At 73.8% G+C, this 17,857-nt stretch carries 17 protein-coding genes and 1 rRNA gene; 5 read left to right on the top strand and 13 right to left on the bottom strand.

The features are described 5' to 3' along the window. Nucleotides 1-121: 121 nt before the first annotated feature. The 3 genes from LCH29_RS05750 to LCH29_RS05740 are packed head-to-tail and all read left to right on the top strand — an operon-like array spanning nucleotide 122 to nucleotide 2,355. Entirely contained in the window at nucleotides 122-325 is a 204-nt protein-coding gene (locus LCH29_RS05750) for a hypothetical protein (RefSeq protein WP_446460790.1), read from the top strand. Beyond that, entirely contained in the window at nucleotides 322-591 is a 270-nt protein-coding gene (locus tag LCH29_RS05745; protein WP_446460593.1) for a hypothetical protein, read from the top strand. The genes LCH29_RS05750 and LCH29_RS05745 overlap by 4 nt, the downstream gene beginning before the upstream one ends. A gap of 57 nt (nucleotides 592-648) precedes the next feature. Then, nucleotides 649-2,355: a PucR family transcriptional regulator gene (locus LCH29_RS05740; protein ID WP_446460592.1), complete on the top strand. Its 1,707-nt coding sequence runs from the start codon at nucleotides 649-651 to the stop codon at nucleotides 2,353-2,355. A gap of 184 nt (nucleotides 2,356-2,539) precedes the next feature. On the opposite strand, the gene LCH29_RS05735 is transcribed toward LCH29_RS05740, so the two are convergent. From LCH29_RS05735 to LCH29_RS05710, 6 genes are all read right to left on the bottom strand, one after another. Beyond that, nucleotides 2,540-3,700 carry a glycoside hydrolase family 64 protein gene (locus LCH29_RS05735; RefSeq protein ID WP_446460591.1) on the bottom strand — a complete coding sequence of 387 codons (1,161 nt, stop codon included), beginning with the start codon at nucleotides 3,698-3,700 and terminating at the stop codon, nucleotides 2,540-2,542. Between the two features lie 133 nt (nucleotides 3,701-3,833). Continuing rightward, complete coding sequence (locus LCH29_RS05730; protein ID WP_446460775.1) at nucleotides 3,834-4,967, bottom strand: glycosyltransferase family 4 protein; 1,134 nt, start codon at nucleotides 4,965-4,967, stop codon at nucleotides 3,834-3,836. Nucleotides 4,968-5,182: 215 nt separating this feature from the next. Further along, a complete protein-coding gene (gene recN / locus LCH29_RS05725; protein WP_446460590.1) occupies nucleotides 5,183-6,934 on the bottom strand; it encodes a DNA repair protein RecN in 1,752 nt (583 codons plus the stop codon). Nucleotides 6,935-7,167: 233 nt separating this feature from the next. Continuing rightward, nucleotides 7,168-8,046, bottom strand: a complete 879-nt coding sequence (locus LCH29_RS05720) for an NAD kinase (RefSeq protein WP_446460774.1) — start codon at nucleotides 8,044-8,046, stop codon at nucleotides 7,168-7,170. 83 nt (nucleotides 8,047-8,129) lie between these two features. Then, nucleotides 8,130-8,996 carry a TlyA family RNA methyltransferase gene (locus tag LCH29_RS05715; protein WP_446460773.1) on the bottom strand — a complete coding sequence of 289 codons (867 nt, stop codon included), beginning with the start codon at nucleotides 8,994-8,996 and terminating at the stop codon, nucleotides 8,130-8,132. 42 nt (nucleotides 8,997-9,038) lie between these two features. Then, nucleotides 9,039-9,461 carry a hypothetical protein gene (locus LCH29_RS05710; protein WP_446460589.1) on the bottom strand — a complete coding sequence of 141 codons (423 nt, stop codon included), beginning with the start codon at nucleotides 9,459-9,461 and terminating at the stop codon, nucleotides 9,039-9,041. A gap of 66 nt (nucleotides 9,462-9,527) precedes the next feature. On the opposite strand from LCH29_RS05710, the gene LCH29_RS05705 reads away from it, so the two are divergent. Beyond that, nucleotides 9,528-9,875 (top strand): sterol-binding protein, encoded by a 348-nt coding sequence (locus tag LCH29_RS05705; RefSeq protein ID WP_446460588.1) that lies wholly within the window; start codon nucleotides 9,528-9,530, stop codon nucleotides 9,873-9,875. A 19-nt stretch (nucleotides 9,876-9,894) separates the two neighbouring features. On the opposite strand, the gene LCH29_RS05700 is transcribed toward LCH29_RS05705, so the two are convergent. From LCH29_RS05700 to LCH29_RS05685, 4 genes are all read right to left on the bottom strand, one after another. After that, nucleotides 9,895-10,833 carry an ABC transporter ATP-binding protein gene (locus LCH29_RS05700; protein ID WP_446460772.1) on the bottom strand — a complete coding sequence of 313 codons (939 nt, stop codon included), beginning with the start codon at nucleotides 10,831-10,833 and terminating at the stop codon, nucleotides 9,895-9,897. Between the two features lie 41 nt (nucleotides 10,834-10,874). Next, nucleotides 10,875-11,936, bottom strand: a complete 1,062-nt coding sequence (locus tag LCH29_RS05695; protein ID WP_446460587.1) for a FecCD family ABC transporter permease — start codon at nucleotides 11,934-11,936, stop codon at nucleotides 10,875-10,877. Further along, nucleotides 11,933-12,994: a FecCD family ABC transporter permease gene (locus LCH29_RS05690; protein WP_446460586.1), complete on the bottom strand. Its 1,062-nt coding sequence runs from the start codon at nucleotides 12,992-12,994 to the stop codon at nucleotides 11,933-11,935. Before LCH29_RS05690 ends, LCH29_RS05695 begins: the two co-directional genes overlap by 4 nt. Before the next feature lie 191 nt (nucleotides 12,995-13,185). Beyond that, complete coding sequence (locus LCH29_RS05685; protein WP_446460585.1) at nucleotides 13,186-14,217, bottom strand: HAD-IIA family hydrolase; 1,032 nt, start codon at nucleotides 14,215-14,217, stop codon at nucleotides 13,186-13,188. 79 nt (nucleotides 14,218-14,296) lie between these two features. Between LCH29_RS05685 and LCH29_RS05680 the strand changes: the two genes are divergently transcribed. After that, a complete protein-coding gene (locus LCH29_RS05680; RefSeq protein WP_446460584.1) occupies nucleotides 14,297-15,589 on the top strand; it encodes a DUF1015 domain-containing protein in 1,293 nt (430 codons plus the stop codon). 79 nt (nucleotides 15,590-15,668) lie between these two features. Here the strand turns inward: LCH29_RS05680 and LCH29_RS05675 are convergent, their stop codons facing one another. The 3 genes from LCH29_RS05675 to rrf all read right to left on the bottom strand — a co-directional run. Beyond that, complete coding sequence (locus tag LCH29_RS05675) at nucleotides 15,669-16,529, bottom strand: hypothetical protein (protein WP_446460771.1); 861 nt, start codon at nucleotides 16,527-16,529, stop codon at nucleotides 15,669-15,671. Beyond that, entirely contained in the window at nucleotides 16,508-17,587 is a 1,080-nt protein-coding gene (locus LCH29_RS05670; protein ID WP_446460789.1) for a hypothetical protein, read from the bottom strand. Before LCH29_RS05670 ends, LCH29_RS05675 begins: the two co-directional genes overlap by 22 nt. 178 nt (nucleotides 17,588-17,765) lie before the next feature. Beyond that, nucleotides 17,766-17,857, bottom strand: a 5S ribosomal RNA gene (gene rrf / locus LCH29_RS05665); the annotation flags it as partial.

Raw genomic sequence — 17,857 nt, 5'->3', positions numbered from 1 at the left:
GCACGGCCCGAATCCGGCGAACCACCAGCCCGGCGTGGACATCGGCGGAGGCATCATCTCCGACGGGAAGATCTACTTCGGGGAACGGGCGGTCGCCGCGGAGTATGCTGGACCGACGGGTGTGAACTTCGCCAAGGGCATGGTCAAATACGACATGCATCCGTCCTTCCTGGAAGAGTTCGGTCAGCACGCCAAGATTCACGATTACAACGGGCCCAATGGGGCGGCGCGCCTGGAATTCGAGATCCCGGTGGAGAAGCTCGACAGGTTCAATGAGCTGACCCAGGGGCGCAGTTGGGTATCTATTTTCGGAGGGCCGAAGTGACATTTCGCAATCACCAGGAGCTGGATGTGACGGTGGTCGCGGTGGCTCCCGTGGGCGCGAAGGTCGAAGTGGACGAGGGGGGCGGCGCCACCGGGTTCATCGACCAGGTGAAGCACCCCTCCTGGTGGGACGAGAGCGTCGCCCCGGCCCGGGTCGGCGACCGGATGCACGTCGTCGTCCTGGACGCCTCCCGCGAACCGCCCCGGTTCAGCGCGCTGGAGCGGGACATCGACATCGCCCGGCGGCTGCGGGGCGCCGGGCAGTGAGGGGCTCGCGGGCACGGCCCGGGCACCTCTGAGCGCAATCGACACAGCCGGAACCGGATGGACACACAAGGAACGATCACCGTGGCGCGGGCGCTGGACCTGCCCGCCCTGCGCCGTGGCCTCCCCGAGGTGGTGACCGGGGGCGAGCTGCTGGACCGGCCGGTGCGCTGGGTGCACGCGGGTGAGGCGCCGAACATCGCCGCCCTGCTCAAGGGCGGCGAGCTGCTGCTGACCACCGGTCTCGGCGTCGGCCCCCGCCCCGCCGAGCAGCGCGCGTTCGTCCGGCGGCTGGCCGAGCGGGGGATCGCGGCGCTGGTGGTGGAGCTGGGGCCGCGGTTCCGTACGCTCCCGGTGGCCGTGGTCGACGCGGCGCGCTCGTGCGGGCTGCCGTTGGTGCAGCTGCATCGCGAGGTGCCGTTCGTGGCGGTCACCGAGGAGATCCACACCGAGATCGTCAACGAGCACTACGCCCTGCTCCAGCAGGCCGACGTCGTGCACCGCCAGGGCACCGAGGTGCTGCTGCGGGGCGGCGGGGTGCCGGAGATCCTGCGGAACTTCGCGGAGTTCGCGGGCAATCCGGTGTTCCTGGAGACCCCCGACGGCCGGCTGCTGTACGCGGCCGGGCCCGCGGGCGTGCGGCCCGGCGCCACCGATCCGCTCCAGGCGTGGGAGGGGCTGCGGGCCCGCCGCGCGGACCGGCCGGAGCGGCGGCCGTCCGAGCCGACGGCGGGCGGTGTGCTGGCCGACGTGCCGGGCGGCGGGCAGGGCCCCGGCGCGGTACGGGCCCGGCTGACCGTGCTGCCGGTGGCCGCGCCGCTCGGCCCGGTCCACCGCATCGCCGCCGAGCGGACCGCGGATCTGCTGGCGGTGGTGCTGCTGCGGGCGCGCCAGGAGGAGGAGCTGACGGCGCGCGGCCGGGGCGACTTCCTCACCGACCTCGCGGAGGGGCGCGTCGAGCCGTCGGACGCGCCCGCGCAGGCGCGGGTGCTGGGCTTCCGGCCGTCCGGTGACGGCCCGCTGCTGCCGATGGTGATGCGGCTCGCGGAGGACCCGCATCCGCTGAGCGGGAGCGGGACCGGAGCCGGGGCCGGGGCCGGGGCCTCCGGTGGCGGCGGCGCGGAGGGCTGGGCGGCGCTGGCCCACGCGCTGCGCGAGGAGCTGGCGGCGGTGGGCGTGCCGGTGCTGCTGGGCGTACGGCTGCCGGAGGGCCGGGTGCCGCTGCTGGCGGGCTTGCGGAGCGCGGCGGACCGCGGCGCGGTGGCGATGCGCGTCGCGGCGGCCCTGCGGGCGGGGGTGGAGCGGGCCTGGCCCGACCGTCCCGCCGGGGCGCATCCGCCCGTGGTGATCGCCGGGCTCGCGGCCGGGTGGGACGCGGTCGGCGGCGAGTTGCGGCACGCGGCGGAGGCGGCGCACGCGGCGCACGGGCTGGCGGACCGGGACTGGTACGACGTCCGCAGCCTGGATGTCGACCTGTTGCTGTGGCGACTGCGGGAGCACGGGGACCTGACCGCGTTCGTCGACCGGGTGATCGGCCCGCTGCTCGCCCACGACCGCGACGCGCGTCCGCCGCTGGTGCCGACGCTGGAGGCGTATCTGCGGCACGCGGGCCGCAAGGCGGAGACGGCCCGGGCGCTGCACCTCAACCGCCAGACGCTGTACGACCGGCTGGCCCGGATCGCCCGGCTGCTCGGTACCGACCTGGAGGACCCCCAGACGGTGCTCGCCCTGGGGGTGGCCCTCCAGGCCCGCCGCCATGTGCGGTGAAGGACCCCGGTCCTGGGGGGTGTCTTGTCGATCAGGCCGGATCAGCGAGCGGACCCGCGTGAGGAGAGCGCAGGGGGCACCTCCCAGCGGTAGCTGGGGGAGGCGCTGCGCGCGACGAGCGCGGGGCCGCGAGGTGCCGTGCCAGGCGTCGCGAGCCCGGCATGATCGGCGAGACACCCCCTAGCTAGAACGGGGTCAGGGTGAGGGTGAGCCCGGTCGGGGCGGTGTCCTGGATGTACGACGCGAAGTCGGCCACGTCGTCGAAGGCGAAGCCGTACGCCTTGCCGTCGGCCGTCGCCGCGTGCATCGCCTTGGCGTAGTGGTGGGTGGTCTGCTCGCCGTAGAACGCGGCCGGGTCGGTCGTCGGCTGGGCGCCGGTGTCGTGCAGCGTGGTGCGGTTGAAACCCGCGCCGAGAATGGCCGCGACCGGCCCCGTCGTACCGTCGTTGGGCGCGGCCAGGGCGCCGTCGCAGAACAGCACGTCCTTGGTGGACGGCTTGTCGAAGGCGACCGTGGCGGGGCCGGTGAAGGAGAGCCTGCCGCCGCTGACGCGGCCGGTGAAGGTGCCCGCGTTGGTGGTGACCTCGAGGTCCTTCGACGCGTAGGCGTCCCAGACCCGGTCGATGTAGGGCGCGAAGTAGTCCTGCGGGAACAGCCCCGCGCCCAGGCCGTGGCCGGGCGCGACGACCCGCAGGTCGTCCCCGATGACCAGCGGCTCGAACGCCTCGACCGCGCGGAGGTCGGAGAAGACCTTGGCGCGGGCGCCGTCCTTGAGGGTGCCGGTCGTCTGGTCCTTGGCGCCGGTGAGGCGGATGGCGAGCGGGACGCTGAACATGTCGACCATGGTGGTGTTGCAGAACATGCCGGAGGCGTTGAAGGTGAACTCCGCGCAGTCGTGCATGACCTGGTAGTTCGGGTCGCCGGACACCCAGCCCGCCGGGTACTGGAGCGCGGCCTTGCCCGCCCCGTCCGACACCACCTTGAATTTGAGCTTGGCGCCCAGCGCGACATAGATCCGGCCGGACATCCGGGGCAGCGTCAGCTTCGTGTCGCCGCTTGCCGAGAGCGGGATGGCGTAGTCGGCGAAGCCGTCGGCGCCGTTGTCGGAGAGCGCGACGGGGGCGAGCTTTCCGTCGGGGGTCACCCGGACCTGCTGGTTGTCGGCGTTGCCGACGATGTAGAGCCATATCGACGCGTTGCCGAACTGGCCGGTCTGGTTGGCGATCGTGAGGGGAAGCGTTTCGGCACGCGTCGAGGCCCGTGCCCCGCCGGTGAGCGTGAGCCCGGTGCCCGCGGCAGCGGCGGAGGCGGCGATTCCGCCCAGCAGCATTCTGCGTGTGATCATGACAATGCACTCCTCGGCGTAGTGGGGGTTGCCGGGACATGACGGGAAAAGCGACACGAGGAAAGACGCGCGCCGTCAGAGAGCGCTCTCTCGGTCCACCGCGCAGCACCCTGCCGATCGGCGACCGGGGGCGTCAACCCCCTGCGCGCAGAAAGGTCTGCACCAATTCGTCGTAGACGCTGAGGACATGGGCCACCGTGTCGTCCTCCGTCGGCCACTCCACGGTCCGCGCCCGCCCCGCCGCGGTCAGCTCCGCGCGCCGCGCGGGGTCGTCCAGCAGCCGGATCACGGCGTCGGCCAGGGCGTCGGGGTCGCCGTACGGAACGAGTTCGGCGGCGTCCCCCACCAGTTCGGGCACCCCGCCCACCGCCGTGGCGACCAGCGGCACCCCCGCGTGCAGCGCCTCCTGGGCCAGCAGCGAGCGCGCCTCCCAGCGGCTGGACAGCACGCAGACATCGGCGACGGCCAGCAACTCCGGTACGTCGTCCCGGCGGCCGAGCAGCCGCACCGGGAGGCCCTCGGCATCGATCCGGCGCTGCAACACGCCCCGGTCCGGCCCCTCCCCCGCGATCGCCAGCAGCGGCGGCGGGTCCAGGGCGCGCCAGCGGCGCGCCGCGTCCAGCAGCGGGCCGTGGCCCGTGGCGGCGTCCAGACGGCCGACCGCGAGCAGCAGGGCCCGCTCCACCGCGCCCAGTTCCGCGCGCGCCTTCTGGCGGGCACCGTCGCCCGTCTCGGGCGCGGGGCGCGGCGCGGGCACCGCGACCGGCGCGAGCCGGGCGTCGCGCGCCCCGCGGTCACGGGCCCGGTCCACCAGGTCCGAGGACACGCCCAGCACGACCGCCGCGGCACGCGCCGCCCGCCGCTCCATCAGCCGCACGACGCGGCCCCGCGGCCCCTCGGCCTCCCGCTTGGTGTGCCAGGTGACGACGAGCGGGACGCCCCGGCCGCGCAGCGCGAGCGCGGCCAGCAGACCGGGCCACAGCCCGTGCGCGTGCACCAGCCCCGCGCCGACGGAGGCCGTACGGATCGACGCGATGCTCCCGGCGTCCGTACGGCCGTCGAGCGGTGCGAACCGGGCGCCCGCCTCCGTGAAGCCGTACCCCCGCTCGGCGCTCCAGGGCCCGCACACGGTCACCCGCAGCCCGCGCGCCACCAGCCCGGCCGACAGCGACCGCACATGCACCCCGCTGCCCGACGTCCCCTCGCCCAGCACCTGAACGGCGTGCAGCGACGGCTGCCCGTGCGGCGGGACCGGGGTGTTGCTCACGGTACTGCTCACTCGGGCGGAGCTCCTGGGGCGGTGTCGAAGGTGCTGTTGTTGCGCTGCGCTTGCTCCGCCAAGAATGCCAGCCTTCGCGGTGCGCTCGCCGCAACGTTCCCGTGCCACGCCTGCCCAGCGCTCGCCCGTACGTCCGCAGCATCACCCATATGGGTGAACTCGGTAGGTTCCGCGGAACCCATGGCGGAACCCGCGGCCCCGGGTCAGCGGCCCGTGCGGGCCGCTTCCAGCAGCTCCTCCGCGTGGGCCCGGGCCAGCTCCGAGTCCTCCTGGCCCGCCAGCATCCGGGACAGCTCCCGGACCCGGTCCTCGCCCTCCATGGCCTTCACGCCGCTGCGCGTCACCGCCCCGTCGTTCGTCTTCTCCACCACCAGGTGCCGGTCCGCGAAGGCGGCGACCTGCGGGAGGTGGGTGACGACCACCACCTGGGCGGAGCGGGCGAGCCGGGCCAGCCGGCGGCCGACCTCGACCGCGGCCTTGCCGCCGACGCCCGCGTCCACCTCGTCGAAGAGATACGTCGGTACGGGATCGGAGCCCGCGAAGACGACCTCGACCGCGAGCATCACCCGGGACAGCTCACCGCCCGAGGCGCCCTTGGCGATGGGGCGGGGCGGGGCGCCGGGGTGGGGGGCGAGCAGCAGCTCGACCTCGTCGGCGCCGTGTGGACCGTACGTCACCGCGCGCCCGCCGACCTCGACACCGGACGCCTCGTCCGCGGCCTCGGTCTGACGGATCGCGAACGTCACCCGGGCGTGCGGCATCGCGAGCGAGGCCAGCTCCTCGGTGACGGCCTCGGCGAAGCGCGCCGCGGCCTCCGTACGGGCGTCGGTCAGCGCCTGGGCGAGCCCGCCCAGGTCGGCACGGAGCGCGTCGCGTTCGGCGGTCAGCTCGCCGATGCGGTCGTCGTCGCCGTCCAGTTCGGCAAGCCGGGTGGCGCCCTGCTCGGCCCAGGCCAGCACCTCGCTGATGTTCTCGCCGTACTTGCGGGTCAGCTGGGCCAGCGCGGCACGGCGCTCCTCGACGGCGGCGAGCCGCAGCGGGTCGGCGTCCAGATCGTCGGCGTACCCGGCCAGTTCACCGGCCACGTCGGACAGCAGGATGCCCACCTCGCCGATGCGGTCGGCGAGCCCGGCGAGGGCGGGGTCGTGGGAGCGGACCGCCTCCAGTGCGCGGTGCGCGCCGCCGACGAGGGTGGCGGCGTCCACGCCCTCGGGGTCCTCCGGGTTGCCCGCGAGGGCGGTGTGCGCGAGGGCGGCGGCGGACGCGAGGGCCTCGGCGTGGCCCAGCCGCTCGGCCTCGGCGGCGAGTTCGTCGTCCTCGCCCGCCCGCGGCTCGGCGGCGGCGACCTCCTCGAGGCCGAAGCGCAGCAGGTCGGCCTCCTGCTCCCGCTCGCGCGCCCGGGTGGTCAGCTCCTCCAGCTCGGCGGCGACGGCGCGCAGCCGCCGGTAGGCGCCCGCGTACTTCTCCAGCGGCCCGGCGACGGCGGCGCCCGCGTACCGGTCGAGCGCCTGGCGCTGCCGGGCGGGCCGCATCAGACCCTGCTGGTCGGTCTGGCCGTGGACGGCCACCAGGTCGTCGGCCAGCTCCCCGAGCAGCCCCACCGGCACGGACCGGCCGCCCACATGGGCGCGGGACCGCCCTTCGGCGGAGAGGGTACGGCTGATCAGCAGCGCCCCGTCGTCGAGTTCGGCACCCGCCTCCTCGGCCCGCACGGCGACGGCCGAGCGGGCGTCGACCGTGATCCGGCCCTCGACGACCGCCGCCTTGGCGCCGATCCGCACCAGGGCGGCGTCGGCGCGGCCGCCGAGCAGCAGTCCGAGACTGGTGACGACCATGGTCTTGCCCGCGCCGGTCTCGCCGGTTACCGCGGTGAAGCCGGGTGACAGCTCGACCACGGCATCGTCGATGACACCCAGGGCACGTATCCGCATCTCCTCCAGCACGTGCAAGACCATACGAGGTTTACCGGCCACCTCGCGACGGCCACCCCCGGGGACCGCCCCACGCCTACCCAGGGTGAACGCGGGATTGCCCGGTCACCTCCCCGTCGCAGGCGCCAGGGGCTAACCGGACGTACCCCCTCGAAAGGGTGTCCCCATGCCGCCGCTGCCGGACGGCTACGGCACGGTCGCCGGCATCGGCGGCGGGCCGGTGTTCACCGGCCCGCTCACGCTCAGAGCGACACCCGCTAGTGCGGCGCCCCGCGCCAGCCCGCCACCGGCAGCGCGAACTTCGCCACCAGCCGGTCGGTGAACGACGCGTGGTGCAGCCGGGCCAGCCGGACCGGCACCGTTCCCCTGCGCACCTCCACCCGCGCCCCGGCGGGCAGCTCCACGGTGCGGCGCCCGTCGCACCACAGCACCCCGTGCGGGGTCTGCGGCTGCACCTCGACCGCGAGCACCGACTCCGGCGTCGTCACCAGCGGCTTCGCGAACAGGGCGTGCGCGCTGATCGGAACCATCAGCAGCGCCTCGACCTCGGGCCACACCACCGGGCCACCGGCCGAGAAGGCGTACGCCGTCGAACCGGTCGGGGTCGCGCACACCACGCCGTCGCCGCCGAAACGGGACACCGGGCGGCCGTCGACCTCGGTGACGACCTCCAGCAGCCGCTCGCGCGCGGCCTTCTCGACCGACGCCTCGTTCAGCGCCCAGTCGGTGTGCACGATGTGCCCGTCGTTGCGGACCAGCACATCGATGGTCATGCGCTCCTCGACCTCGTACTGGCGGCTCACCACCCGGTCCACGACCTTGTCCAGGTCGTCGCGCTCGGCCTCGGCCAGGAAGCCGACCCGGCCCAGGTTGACGCCGAGCATGGGCACACCGGAGATGCGCGAGAACTCCGCGCCGCGCAGCAGCGTCCCGTCCCCGCCGAGCACCACCAGCAGTTCACAGCCGTCGAGCACGTCGCGGCCCGCGTCGACCCGTTCGACCTCGGGCGGCAGCGGCAGGTCCGCGGCCTCCGCCGCGAGCACCCGCACCCCGATACCGCTGCGCACGAGCCCCTGGACGACGAGTTCCGCGCTGCGGATGGCCGCCGGGCGGCCGGTGTGCGCGAGGAGGAACACGGTGCGGTCGGCGATCGCCTCGGACGTCGGCTTGATGTCCGTCTCCGCCGCCGACTCCGCCTTCGCCGCTGCTTCTGAAGTGGTCAACTGGGCCCCTCCGCCACTGCACGGTCAACATCGTCCGGGTCCAGTGCCGGCGCCCCGGCGCGCATCCACAAAAAGTACTCGACGTTCCCCGACGGTCCCGGCAGCGGGCTGGCGGTCACGCCGAGTACGCCCAGCCCCAGGTCCGCCGCCTGATGAGCCACCGTCCGCACCGCCTCGGCACGCAGCTCGGCGCTGCGGACGACACCGCCGCTGCCGAGCCGCTCCTTGCCGACCTCGAACTGTGGCTTGACCATCAGCACCAGATCGGCGTCGGGCGCGGTGCAGCGCACCAGGGCGGGCAGTACCAGCCCGAGCGGGATGAAGGAGAGATCCCCGACGACAAGGTCCACGGGCTCGCCTCCCATCTGCTCCGGCGTCAGCTCGCGTACGTTCGTACGGTCGAGAACGGTCACGCGTTCATCACTTTGCAAAGACCATGCAAGTTGCCCATAACCGACGTCCGCGGCGACGACGTGGGCGGCGCCCGCGCGCAGCAGGACGTCGGTGAAACCGCCGGTGGACGCGCCCGCGTCCAGCGCCCGGCGGCCCGCGACGGCCAGCCCGGAACCGGAGACCGGGGTGGGGTCCGTGGTCCGCCCCGCCCCCTCGCGGTACTCCTCGCTGAAGGCGTACAGCGCGCCCGCGAGCTTGTGGCCGCCGCGCGAGACATAGTCCGGATCGCTGTCGTCCTTGATCACGACGACCGCGGCACTGGTCTCGACCTGCGTCGCGGCCTTGGTCGCGGTGGCCCCGCCGACGGTCACACGGCCCGCCGCGATCAGCTGGCTCGCGTGCTCGCGCGAACGGGCCAGCTTGCGGCGCACCAGCTCCGCGTCGAGTCGTACGCGTCGTGGGCGGGTCACTGCCACGGGTGGTTCAGCTCCTGGGGTCGGCCGTATGGGGTCTTACGGGGCGGGGGCGGCGGGCGGGGCCGGCGGTCCGGGCTGCCGGTCGAGTGCCGTCAGCGTGTCGCGCAGTCCCCGGTGCACATCCTCGTACACCTCCAGGTGGCTGCTCACCGGGAGGTCGTCCGCGTCGGCCAGCCGGTCGAGCCGGTCGTCGACGTCGGGGACGCCGGTGGGTGTACGGCCGACACCGAGCGAAGCCGGATCGGCGGGCCCGGCCGGCGCCTCCCCGGACGCCTCCCCAGGCACCTCCTCGGCGGCCTCCCCAGGCATCTCCTCGGCGGCCTCCACCGGCGCCTCCGAGAGCCCGGGGGCCGCCTCCGCAGGCCCCGGGTCCGGCACCCCGGCCGCCGCCGCGACCGGCTCGTCCGCCCCCGGCTCCTGCTCAGGCCCGGGCCGCACGCCCGGCATCGGCTCACTCATGCCCCCGACGCTACCGCGAAGCGGGCGCGTCCCGACGGGGCACGACCTGGGGTACCGTCGTCGGCGATGGCCACCTTGGAACAGTGCCGCGACGCACTCGACAAACTGGCGGAGAACCTGGCGGGCGCGAACGGGGACCTCCGCAGCGCCGCCGCGCTCGATCGCTCCGTGAGCTGCTGGATCACCGACCTCGACACGACCTTCATGGGCCGCCTCGTGGAGAGCCGCATCGAGGACGTGACGACCGCGCCCGGCCCTCCGGCGGAACGCGCCCAGATCCGGCTGTCCATGTCCGGCGACGACCTGGTGGCCCTGGTCGACGGCGAGCTGCACTTCGCCCGGGCCTGGGGCAGCGGCCGGGTCAAACTGGAGGCCGGGCTGCTCGACCTGCTACGGCTGCGGAAGCTGCTCTAGCCGCGCGTACGGGCCGCCCTCAGGACTCCGTCGCCACGGCGGCCAGCGGCTCATCCGCCGCCGCGGCCTTACGGGACCGGCGGGCGGCCGGTATGACCAGCGGCGTCCCCGTCTCCGGGTCGTCGATGACCTGGCAGCGCAGCCCGAAGACCCGCTCCACCAGCTCCGCCGTGACGATCTCCCCCGGCGCGCCCTCCGCAACGACCTCGCCGCCCCGCACCGCGATCAGATGCGTGGCGTAGCGGGCGGCGTGGTTCAGGTCGTGCAGCACCGCGACGAGGGTGCGGCCCTGCTCCTCGTGGAGCTGGGCGCACAGGTCGAGGACGTCGATCTGGTGCTGGATGTCCAGGTACGTCGTGGGCTCGTCCAGGAGCAGCAGCGGGGTCTGCTGGGCGATGGCCATGGCGATCCACACCCGCTGGCGCTGCCCGCCGGACAGTTCGTCGACAAAGCGATCCCCCAGCTCCGCCACGCCGGTCGCCTCCATCGACTCCTGCACGATCCGCTCGTCCGTCTCCGACCACTGCCGCAGCAGCCCCTGGTGCGGGTAGCGGCCTCGGGCGACGAGGTCGGCGACGGTGATCCCGTCCGGCGCGATGGACGACTGCGGCAGCAGGCCGAGAGTGCGGGCCACCTTCTTGGCGGGCAGCGAGCCGATCACCTCGCCGTCCAGCAGCACCGACCCCGCCGTCGGCTTGAGCATCCGGGACAGGGCGCGCAGCAGAGTGGACTTCCCGCAGGCGTTGGGCCCGACGATCACCGTGAAGGAGTGGTCGGGGATGGTGACCGACAGATTCTCGGCAACGGTGCGCCGGTCGTACGCGAGGGTCAGCCCCTCGGCGGTGAGCCGCTGCCGGTCCGACTTCTTGTCGCCGGTGCCGCTGGTGCCGCTGGTGCTGTTGCTGCTGGAAGCCACGGTCTGCCCGGTGTCCTTTTCCCTGTTGCCCTTGTCGTCCATGCCGTCCATGCCGTGTTCGGCGTCCGCCCGCGTGCGTTCCGTCATATCCGCCCCGCCTTGCGCTCGGTCACCAGCAGCCACAGCAGATAGCCGCCGCCCAGCATCGCGGTCAGCGCCCCCACCGGCAGCTGGTCGGCGCCGAAGGCCCGCTGTGCGGACCAGTCGGCGGTGACCAGCAGGGCCGCGCCCATCCAGGCCGCGGGGAGCAGGTTGGGGCCGGGCGAACGGGTGAGCCTGCGCGCCAGCTGCGGGGCGACGAGCGCCACGAAGGAGACGGGCCCGGCGGCGGCCGTGGCGGAGGCGGTCAGCAGGACGCCCGAGAACATCAGCACCAGCCGGGTCCGTTCGACCCGCACCCCGAGGGCGTACGCGCTGTCGTCGCCCATCTCCAGCATCCGCAGGCCCCGCGCCTGCCCGAGGATCAGGGGCAGGAGGACCGCGCATACGCAGGCCAGCGGCCAGACCTGGTTCCAGTCGCGCCCGTTGAGCGAACCGGTCAGCCACACCACCGCACGGGTGGCGTCGGGGAGGTCGGCCTTGGTGAGCAGATAGCCGTTGACGGCGGCGAGCATCGCGGTGGCGCCGATGCCGACCAGCACCAGCCGGTAGCCGTGAATGCCCCGCCGCCAGGCCAGCACGTAGACGCCGACCCCGGTCAGCAGACCGCCGCAGATGGCACCGGTGGCGACCTCGGCCGGGTTGCCCTGGAAGAGGACGATCACGGCGAGCGCCCCGGCCGCCGAGCCCTGCCCGAAGCCGATCACGTCCGGACTGCCCAGCGGATTGCGGGAGATGGATTGGAAGACCGCCCCGGCCAGCCCGAGCGCCGCCCCGACCAGCAGCCCGACCAGGACGCGCGGCAGCCGCAGGTCGTGGACGATGAAGTCCTGGGCCATGGTGCCGTTCCCGGCCAGGGTGTTGAGCACATCGGCGGGGGCCATGGGGAAGTCGCCGGTGCCGATCAGGACCACGCTCATCGCCAGCGCCGCGGCGAGCAGCAGCAGCCCCACGACCGCGCCGCGGACGTCCAGGCGCAGCGAGAGGCCGCCGGTGCGCAGCGTGACTCCGCTCGTCCTGGGCGTGGTGCGCTTGCTCGCGTTCACAGTTGGGCCATCCTTCGGCGGCGTACGAGGTAGAGGAAGACGGGCCCGCCGACGAGCGAGGTGACGACGCCGACCTGGAGTTCGGCGGGCCGGGCGAGGACCCGCCCGATCACGTCGGAGCCCAGCAGCAGGACGGGCGACAGCACGGCGGCGTACGGCAGCGTCCACCGCACATCGGGTCCGGTGAGCGCCCGGACCAGGTGCGGAACCATCAGCCCCACGAAGGCGATCGGCCCGCAGGCGGCGGTCGCGGCCCCGCACAGCAGGGTGACGGCCAGCATGGACATCGCCCGGGTGCGGACCAGGTTGGTGCCGAGGGCGCGCGCCGTGTCGTCGCCGAGCGCCACCGCGTTCAGCGAACGGCCGAGCAGCAGCGCCAGCACCGCGCCGACCAGGAGGAACGGGGCCACCTGCCGGACCACGGTCATATTGGCGGAGGCGAGCGAACCGACCGTCCAGAAGCGCATCTTGTCGAGCGCCGCGCTGTCCAGCAGCTGTACGGCGTTGATGTAGCCGTAGAGCGCCGCGTACACGGCCGTACCGGCGAGCGCGAGCCGCACCGGCGTGGCGCCCCGGCTGCCGCCGAGCGCGTACACCAGCACGGAGGCGACGGCGGTGCCGAGGAAGGCGAACCACACATAGCCGGTCAGGGAGGTGACGCCGAGAAAGCTGATCGCCGAGACGACGGAGGCGGACGCGCCCGCGTTCAGCCCCAGCAGCCCGGGGTCGGCGAGCGGGTTGCGGGTGAGGGCCTGGATGACCGCGCCCGCGAGCCCGAGGCCGACGCCGACGAGCAGCCCGAGGAGGGTGCGCGGCAGCCGCACGTCCTTGATCACCACATCGGTGTCGCTGCCGGTGTAGTGGGCCAGCCCGTGCCAGACGTCCCCGAGCGCGATCGGCTTGGCGCCGATCGCGATGCTGGCGGCCGCGACGGCCATCAGCGCGCAGAGGGAGACGACGAGCCCGGCCGCTCGACGCGCGGTGTGCCGGCGGGGTGGCGGGGCCGCCGTATCGGTCGCTGTCTCAGGTCCGGCTTTCGCCGGACTGACCAGGGTCACGCGGAACTCCACCTCACAGCACGGCCGATCAAGACTTAGGTTAGGTTACCCTAAGCCACGCCTGCGGCGCCCGGGCGGGTCCACCGCCCGGGCCACATCACCCCAGGCCCCGGCCTCGTCACGCCTCCTGGCGGCGCTCGCTCACCACCCCGGCCGGGTCGAGCCCGGGCCGGTCCATCACCCCGGCCGGGTCACAGCCCCAGCCGGGCCAATGCCTTCCCAGCGTCCGCGCCGCTCACACCCTCCCCCGCCTCGTCCCAGGCCGCCGCGCACAGCGCCCGCAGCCCGTCCAACGGCTCATCGCCCTCCCCCTCCAGCTGCAGCACGCCGTCGCCCACCCGCGCCGTCCAACCGCCGCACCGGAAGCCGCCGTCGGACGGCTCGACGACCGGCTGGGGCGTGAGCAGTCCCCGCAAGTCGCGGTCCACATAGGCCGGACGGTGCTTGGGCTCCGCGGCCAGCAGCTGCGCCGGGGTCGTCACCCCGGTCAGCACGAGGAGCGAGTCGACCCCGCCCGCGTACGCCCCCTCGATATCGGTGTCCAGCCGGTCCCCCACCACCAACGGCCGCCGGGCCCCGGTCCGCAGGATCGTCTCGCGGTGCATCGGCGGCAGCGGCTTCCCCGCGACCTGCGGGTCCTGGCCCGTCACGATCCGTACGACCTCCACGCCCGCGCCGTTGCCCGGCGCGATCCCACGGCCGCTCGGAATCGTCAGGTCCGTGTTGGACGCGTACCACGGCACCCCGCGCGCCACCGCGTAGCCCGCCTCCATCAGCCGCGCCCACGGCATGTCCGGCCCGCCGTACCCCTGGACCACCGCCGCCGGGTCGTCGTCGGCGGACTCCACCGGCAGCAGCCCGCGCTCCCGCAGCGCCACCCGCAGCCCCTCCCCGCCGATCACCAGCACCCGCGCGCCCTGCGGCAGCTGCTCGGAGATCAGCCGGGCGACGGCCTGCGCCGAGGTGATCACGTCCTCGGCCCCGGCGGGCACCCCGAGCCGGGTCAGATGCTCGGCGACGGCCTGCGGCGTGCGCAGCGCGTTGTTGGTCACATACGCCAGCCGCATCCCGCCGTCCCGCGCGGTGACGAGCGACTCCACGGCGTACGTGATGGCCTCGCCACCCGCGTACACCACACCGTCGAGATCCAGCAGCGCGGTGTCGTACGCCTCGTTCAGCGACCGCTGGCTGCCCTCGGGCGCGATCCGGACGGTCTGGTTCATGGGGGTACACTCTCCTCGCAGATCCATGCGTTCTCCCCCCGATCATGGCGCATCGCCGACCGGGGCATAACATTCTCTAATGAGCACTTCAGGGCCTGGCGGGCAAGGTCTCCAGCTCACCCCCTTCCGGGGGCTGCGCTACGTCGCGGAACGGGTCGGCAGTCTCGCCGCCGTCACCTCACCGCCCTACGACGTGGTCGTACGCCCCGACGGTCTCCGCGAACTCGAGACCGCCGACCCTCACAACATCGTCCGCCTCATCCTCCCGCAGGCCGGCACCCCCGCCGACCGCCATCGGCAGGCCGCGGACACGCTGCGCCGCTGGCAGGCCGACGGCATCCTCGTGCCCGACCCCGAACCGGCCCTGTACGTCTACGAACAGCGCGACAGCCACATCCTCCAGCGCGGCCTGATCGGCGCCCTGCGGCTGAGCCCGCGCGAGGAGGGCGTCGTCCTCCCGCACGAGGAGGTCATGCCGCACATCGTCGAGGACCGCGCCGACCTGATGCGCGCCACCGCCGCCAACCTCGAACCGCTGCTGCTCGCCTACCGCGGCGACGGCGGTGATACGGGGGACGGCGCCGCCGCGGTCATCGAACGCACCATCCGGCACGAGCCGTTGTTCTCCACCACCACCGAAGACGGCTTCGACCACCATCTGTGGCGGGTCACCGACCCGGCCGACCTGGTCGCGATCGCCGCCGATCTGCGCAACCACCAGGCCCTCATCGCCGACGGCCACCACCGCTGGGCCACCTATCTGCGGCTGCGCGAGGAGCGGACCGAGCCCGGGCCCTGGGACTTCGGCCTCGTCCTCCTCGTGGACACCGCCCGCTACCCGCTCCGGGTCCGGGCCATCCACCGGCTGCTGCGCCACCTCCCGGTGGCCGAGGCGCTGGCCACGGCGCGCACCGCCTTCCGGGTACGGACGGTCGACGGCCCGCTGCCCCGCGCCCTGGACGCCCTCGCGGAGGCGGTCACCGCACCGGGCGGGCAGAACGCGTTCCTGCTCGCGGGCGACGGCGGATTCCACCTGCTCGACCGGCCCGACCCCGGGCTGCTGGCCCGTACGGTCCCAGAGGGACGGCCGGAGGCCTGGCGGACACTGGACGCGACCGTCCTGCACTCGCTGCTCCTGGACCACCTCTGGCAGATCCCGGACAGCGCCGAGCACATCGGCTACATCCACGACGCGGAAGCGGCCGTCGAGCAGGCGGAGCGGCACGGCGGAACGGCGGTGCTGATGCATCCGGTGCGCGAGGAGGTCGTCCGCGAGCTGGCGCGGCAGGGGGTCGCCATGCCGCGCAAGTCGACGTCCTTCGGGCCGAAGCCCGCCACCGGGCTGGTGCTGCGCAGCCTGACCCTGGGCTGAGCCCGCGGAAGGACGATAAAGACGACAAAGAGGGCGGAGCCCCGGCCGGGGGTGGTGGCCGGGGTTCCGCCCTCAGGCATCAGCTGGCGTCGCCGCGCTCGCTGCTCTCGCTGTCCGCGGCGTCCGCGGTGTCCACTGCGTCGTCGTCCGTGGCCTCGGCGTCCGCGGCGTCCGCGGCCTCCTCGGCAACGTCGTCGGTCTCGGCGACCTCGGCCACCTTCGCGACCTCGACGACCTCACTCGCGTCGGCGGCCTCATCGTCGTCGAGCGCGTCCACGAACTCGACACCGTCCAGCTCCGCGAGCCGGTCGGAGGCGTCCGTGGTGCCGCCCTGGTCCGCCTCCAGCGCCTTCGCGAACCACTCGCGCGCCTCGTCCTCACGGCCGACGGCCAGCAGCGCGTCCGCGTAGGCGTACCGCAGACGGGCGGTCCACGGCTGGACGGAGTTCGAGGCCAGCTCCGGGCTCTGAAGGGTGACGACGGCGGCGTCGGCCTGGCCCATGTCGCGCCGGGCACCGGCGGCCACCAGGCGCATCTCGACCTGCCCGGCCCGGTCCAGCTTCTGGACCTCGGGCTCACCTGCCATGGCCAGCGCCCGCTCGGGACGGCCCATGCCGCGCTCGCAGTCGGCCATCACCGGCCACAGGTCGTTGTTGCCCGTCATACGACGCGCGGCACGGAACTCCGCCAGCGCCTCCGAGTACTTCGCGACGGCGTACGACGCGAACCCCGCCGCCTCGCGGACGGCGGCGACACGGGAAGCGAGCCGCAGCGCGACGCGGGAGTACTGGTACGCCCGCTCCGGGTCCTCGTCCAGCAGCTTGGCGACCATGACGAGGTTCTTGGCAACGTCCTCGGCAAGGGTCTTCGGCAGGCTCAGCAGCTCCTGCCGTACGTCCTTGTCGATCTCGTCGCCGGTCACGTCCTCGGGGATCGGCAGCCGCTTGATCGGCTCGCGGTCGCGGTCCCGGCCGCGCTCGTCGCGGTCGCGACGGCCGTAGCCACCGGACCGGTCGTCACGCCCGCGCCCCTGGCCGCCACCGTACGGACGCCGGGAACCCCGGTCGTCCCGCCCGCCACGGAAGCCGCCGCCGTCACGTTCATCCCGCCGCGGCCCACGGGGTCGGTCGTCGCGCCGGTCGTCCCGGCGGAACCCACCACGATCGTCCCGGCGGTCATCGCGGCGGAACCCACCACGATCATCACGGCGATCGTCGCGGCGGTCATCGCGACGGAACCCACCACGATCATCCCGACGCTCGTCACGGCGGAACCCACCGCGATCATCACGACGGTCGTCACGGCGGAACCCACCGCGATCATCACGACGGTCGTCGCGACGGTCGTCGCGCTTGAACCCACTGCGGTCATCACGCCGGTCGCCCCGACGGAACCCACCGCGATCGTCACGCCGATCGCCACGGTCACCACGGCGGTCATCCTGGCGGAACCCGCCACGGTCGTCGCGGCGGTCGTCACGGCGGAACCCACCGCGGTCATCACGCCGGTCATCGCGACGGTCGTCCCGCCGATCGTCACGCCGGTCATCGCGGCGGAACGGGGGCCGGTCATCCCGGCGATCGAAGCCACCGCGCGGCCGGTCAGCGCGGTCGTCACGGCGCCCGAAGCTACCCGGACGTCCGCCACGGTCATCGTCACGACGCGGCCCACGAGGCCGGTCGTCACGACGGTCGTCCCTGCGGTCGTCACGCCTGAACCCACCACGGTCGTCCCGGCGATCATCCCGGCGGTCATCGCGGCGCTCGTCACGACGGAACCCACCCTGGCGGAACCCACCGTCACGGTCGTCCCGGCGCGGACCACGCGGGCGATCGTCACGCCGATCGTCCCGACGGTCGTCACGCCGATCATCGCGGCGGCCGTAGCCACCGCCGGGGCGTCCACCGCGGTCGTCGTCGCGACGCGGCCCACGAGGCCGGTCGTCGCGGCGGTCGTCACGCCGGAAGCCACCACGGTCCCGGTCACCATCGCGGTCACGACGCGGTCCGGAGTCGCGGAAATCCCTCCGGTCGCCGCCGTCCCGGCGCCGCGGCTCGCGGTCCCCCCGGTCGTCGGAAGAGTTGGTGGGCATTTACGTGACTCCTGTCTTCTGGCCAAAACAAAAAGGACCCCTGGTCCCAGCATGAACGCTGGGACCAGGGGTCCTCCAAAGATTGTTCGGCGGCGTCCTACTCTCCCACAGGGTCCCCCCTGCAGTACCATCGGCGCTGAAAGGCTTAGCTTCCGGGTTCGGAATGTAACCGGGCG

The sequence above is a fragment of the Streptomyces sp. BRA346 genome, from assembly GCF_052851135.1.
This window is presented reverse-complemented; position numbering and strand designations above follow the sequence as displayed.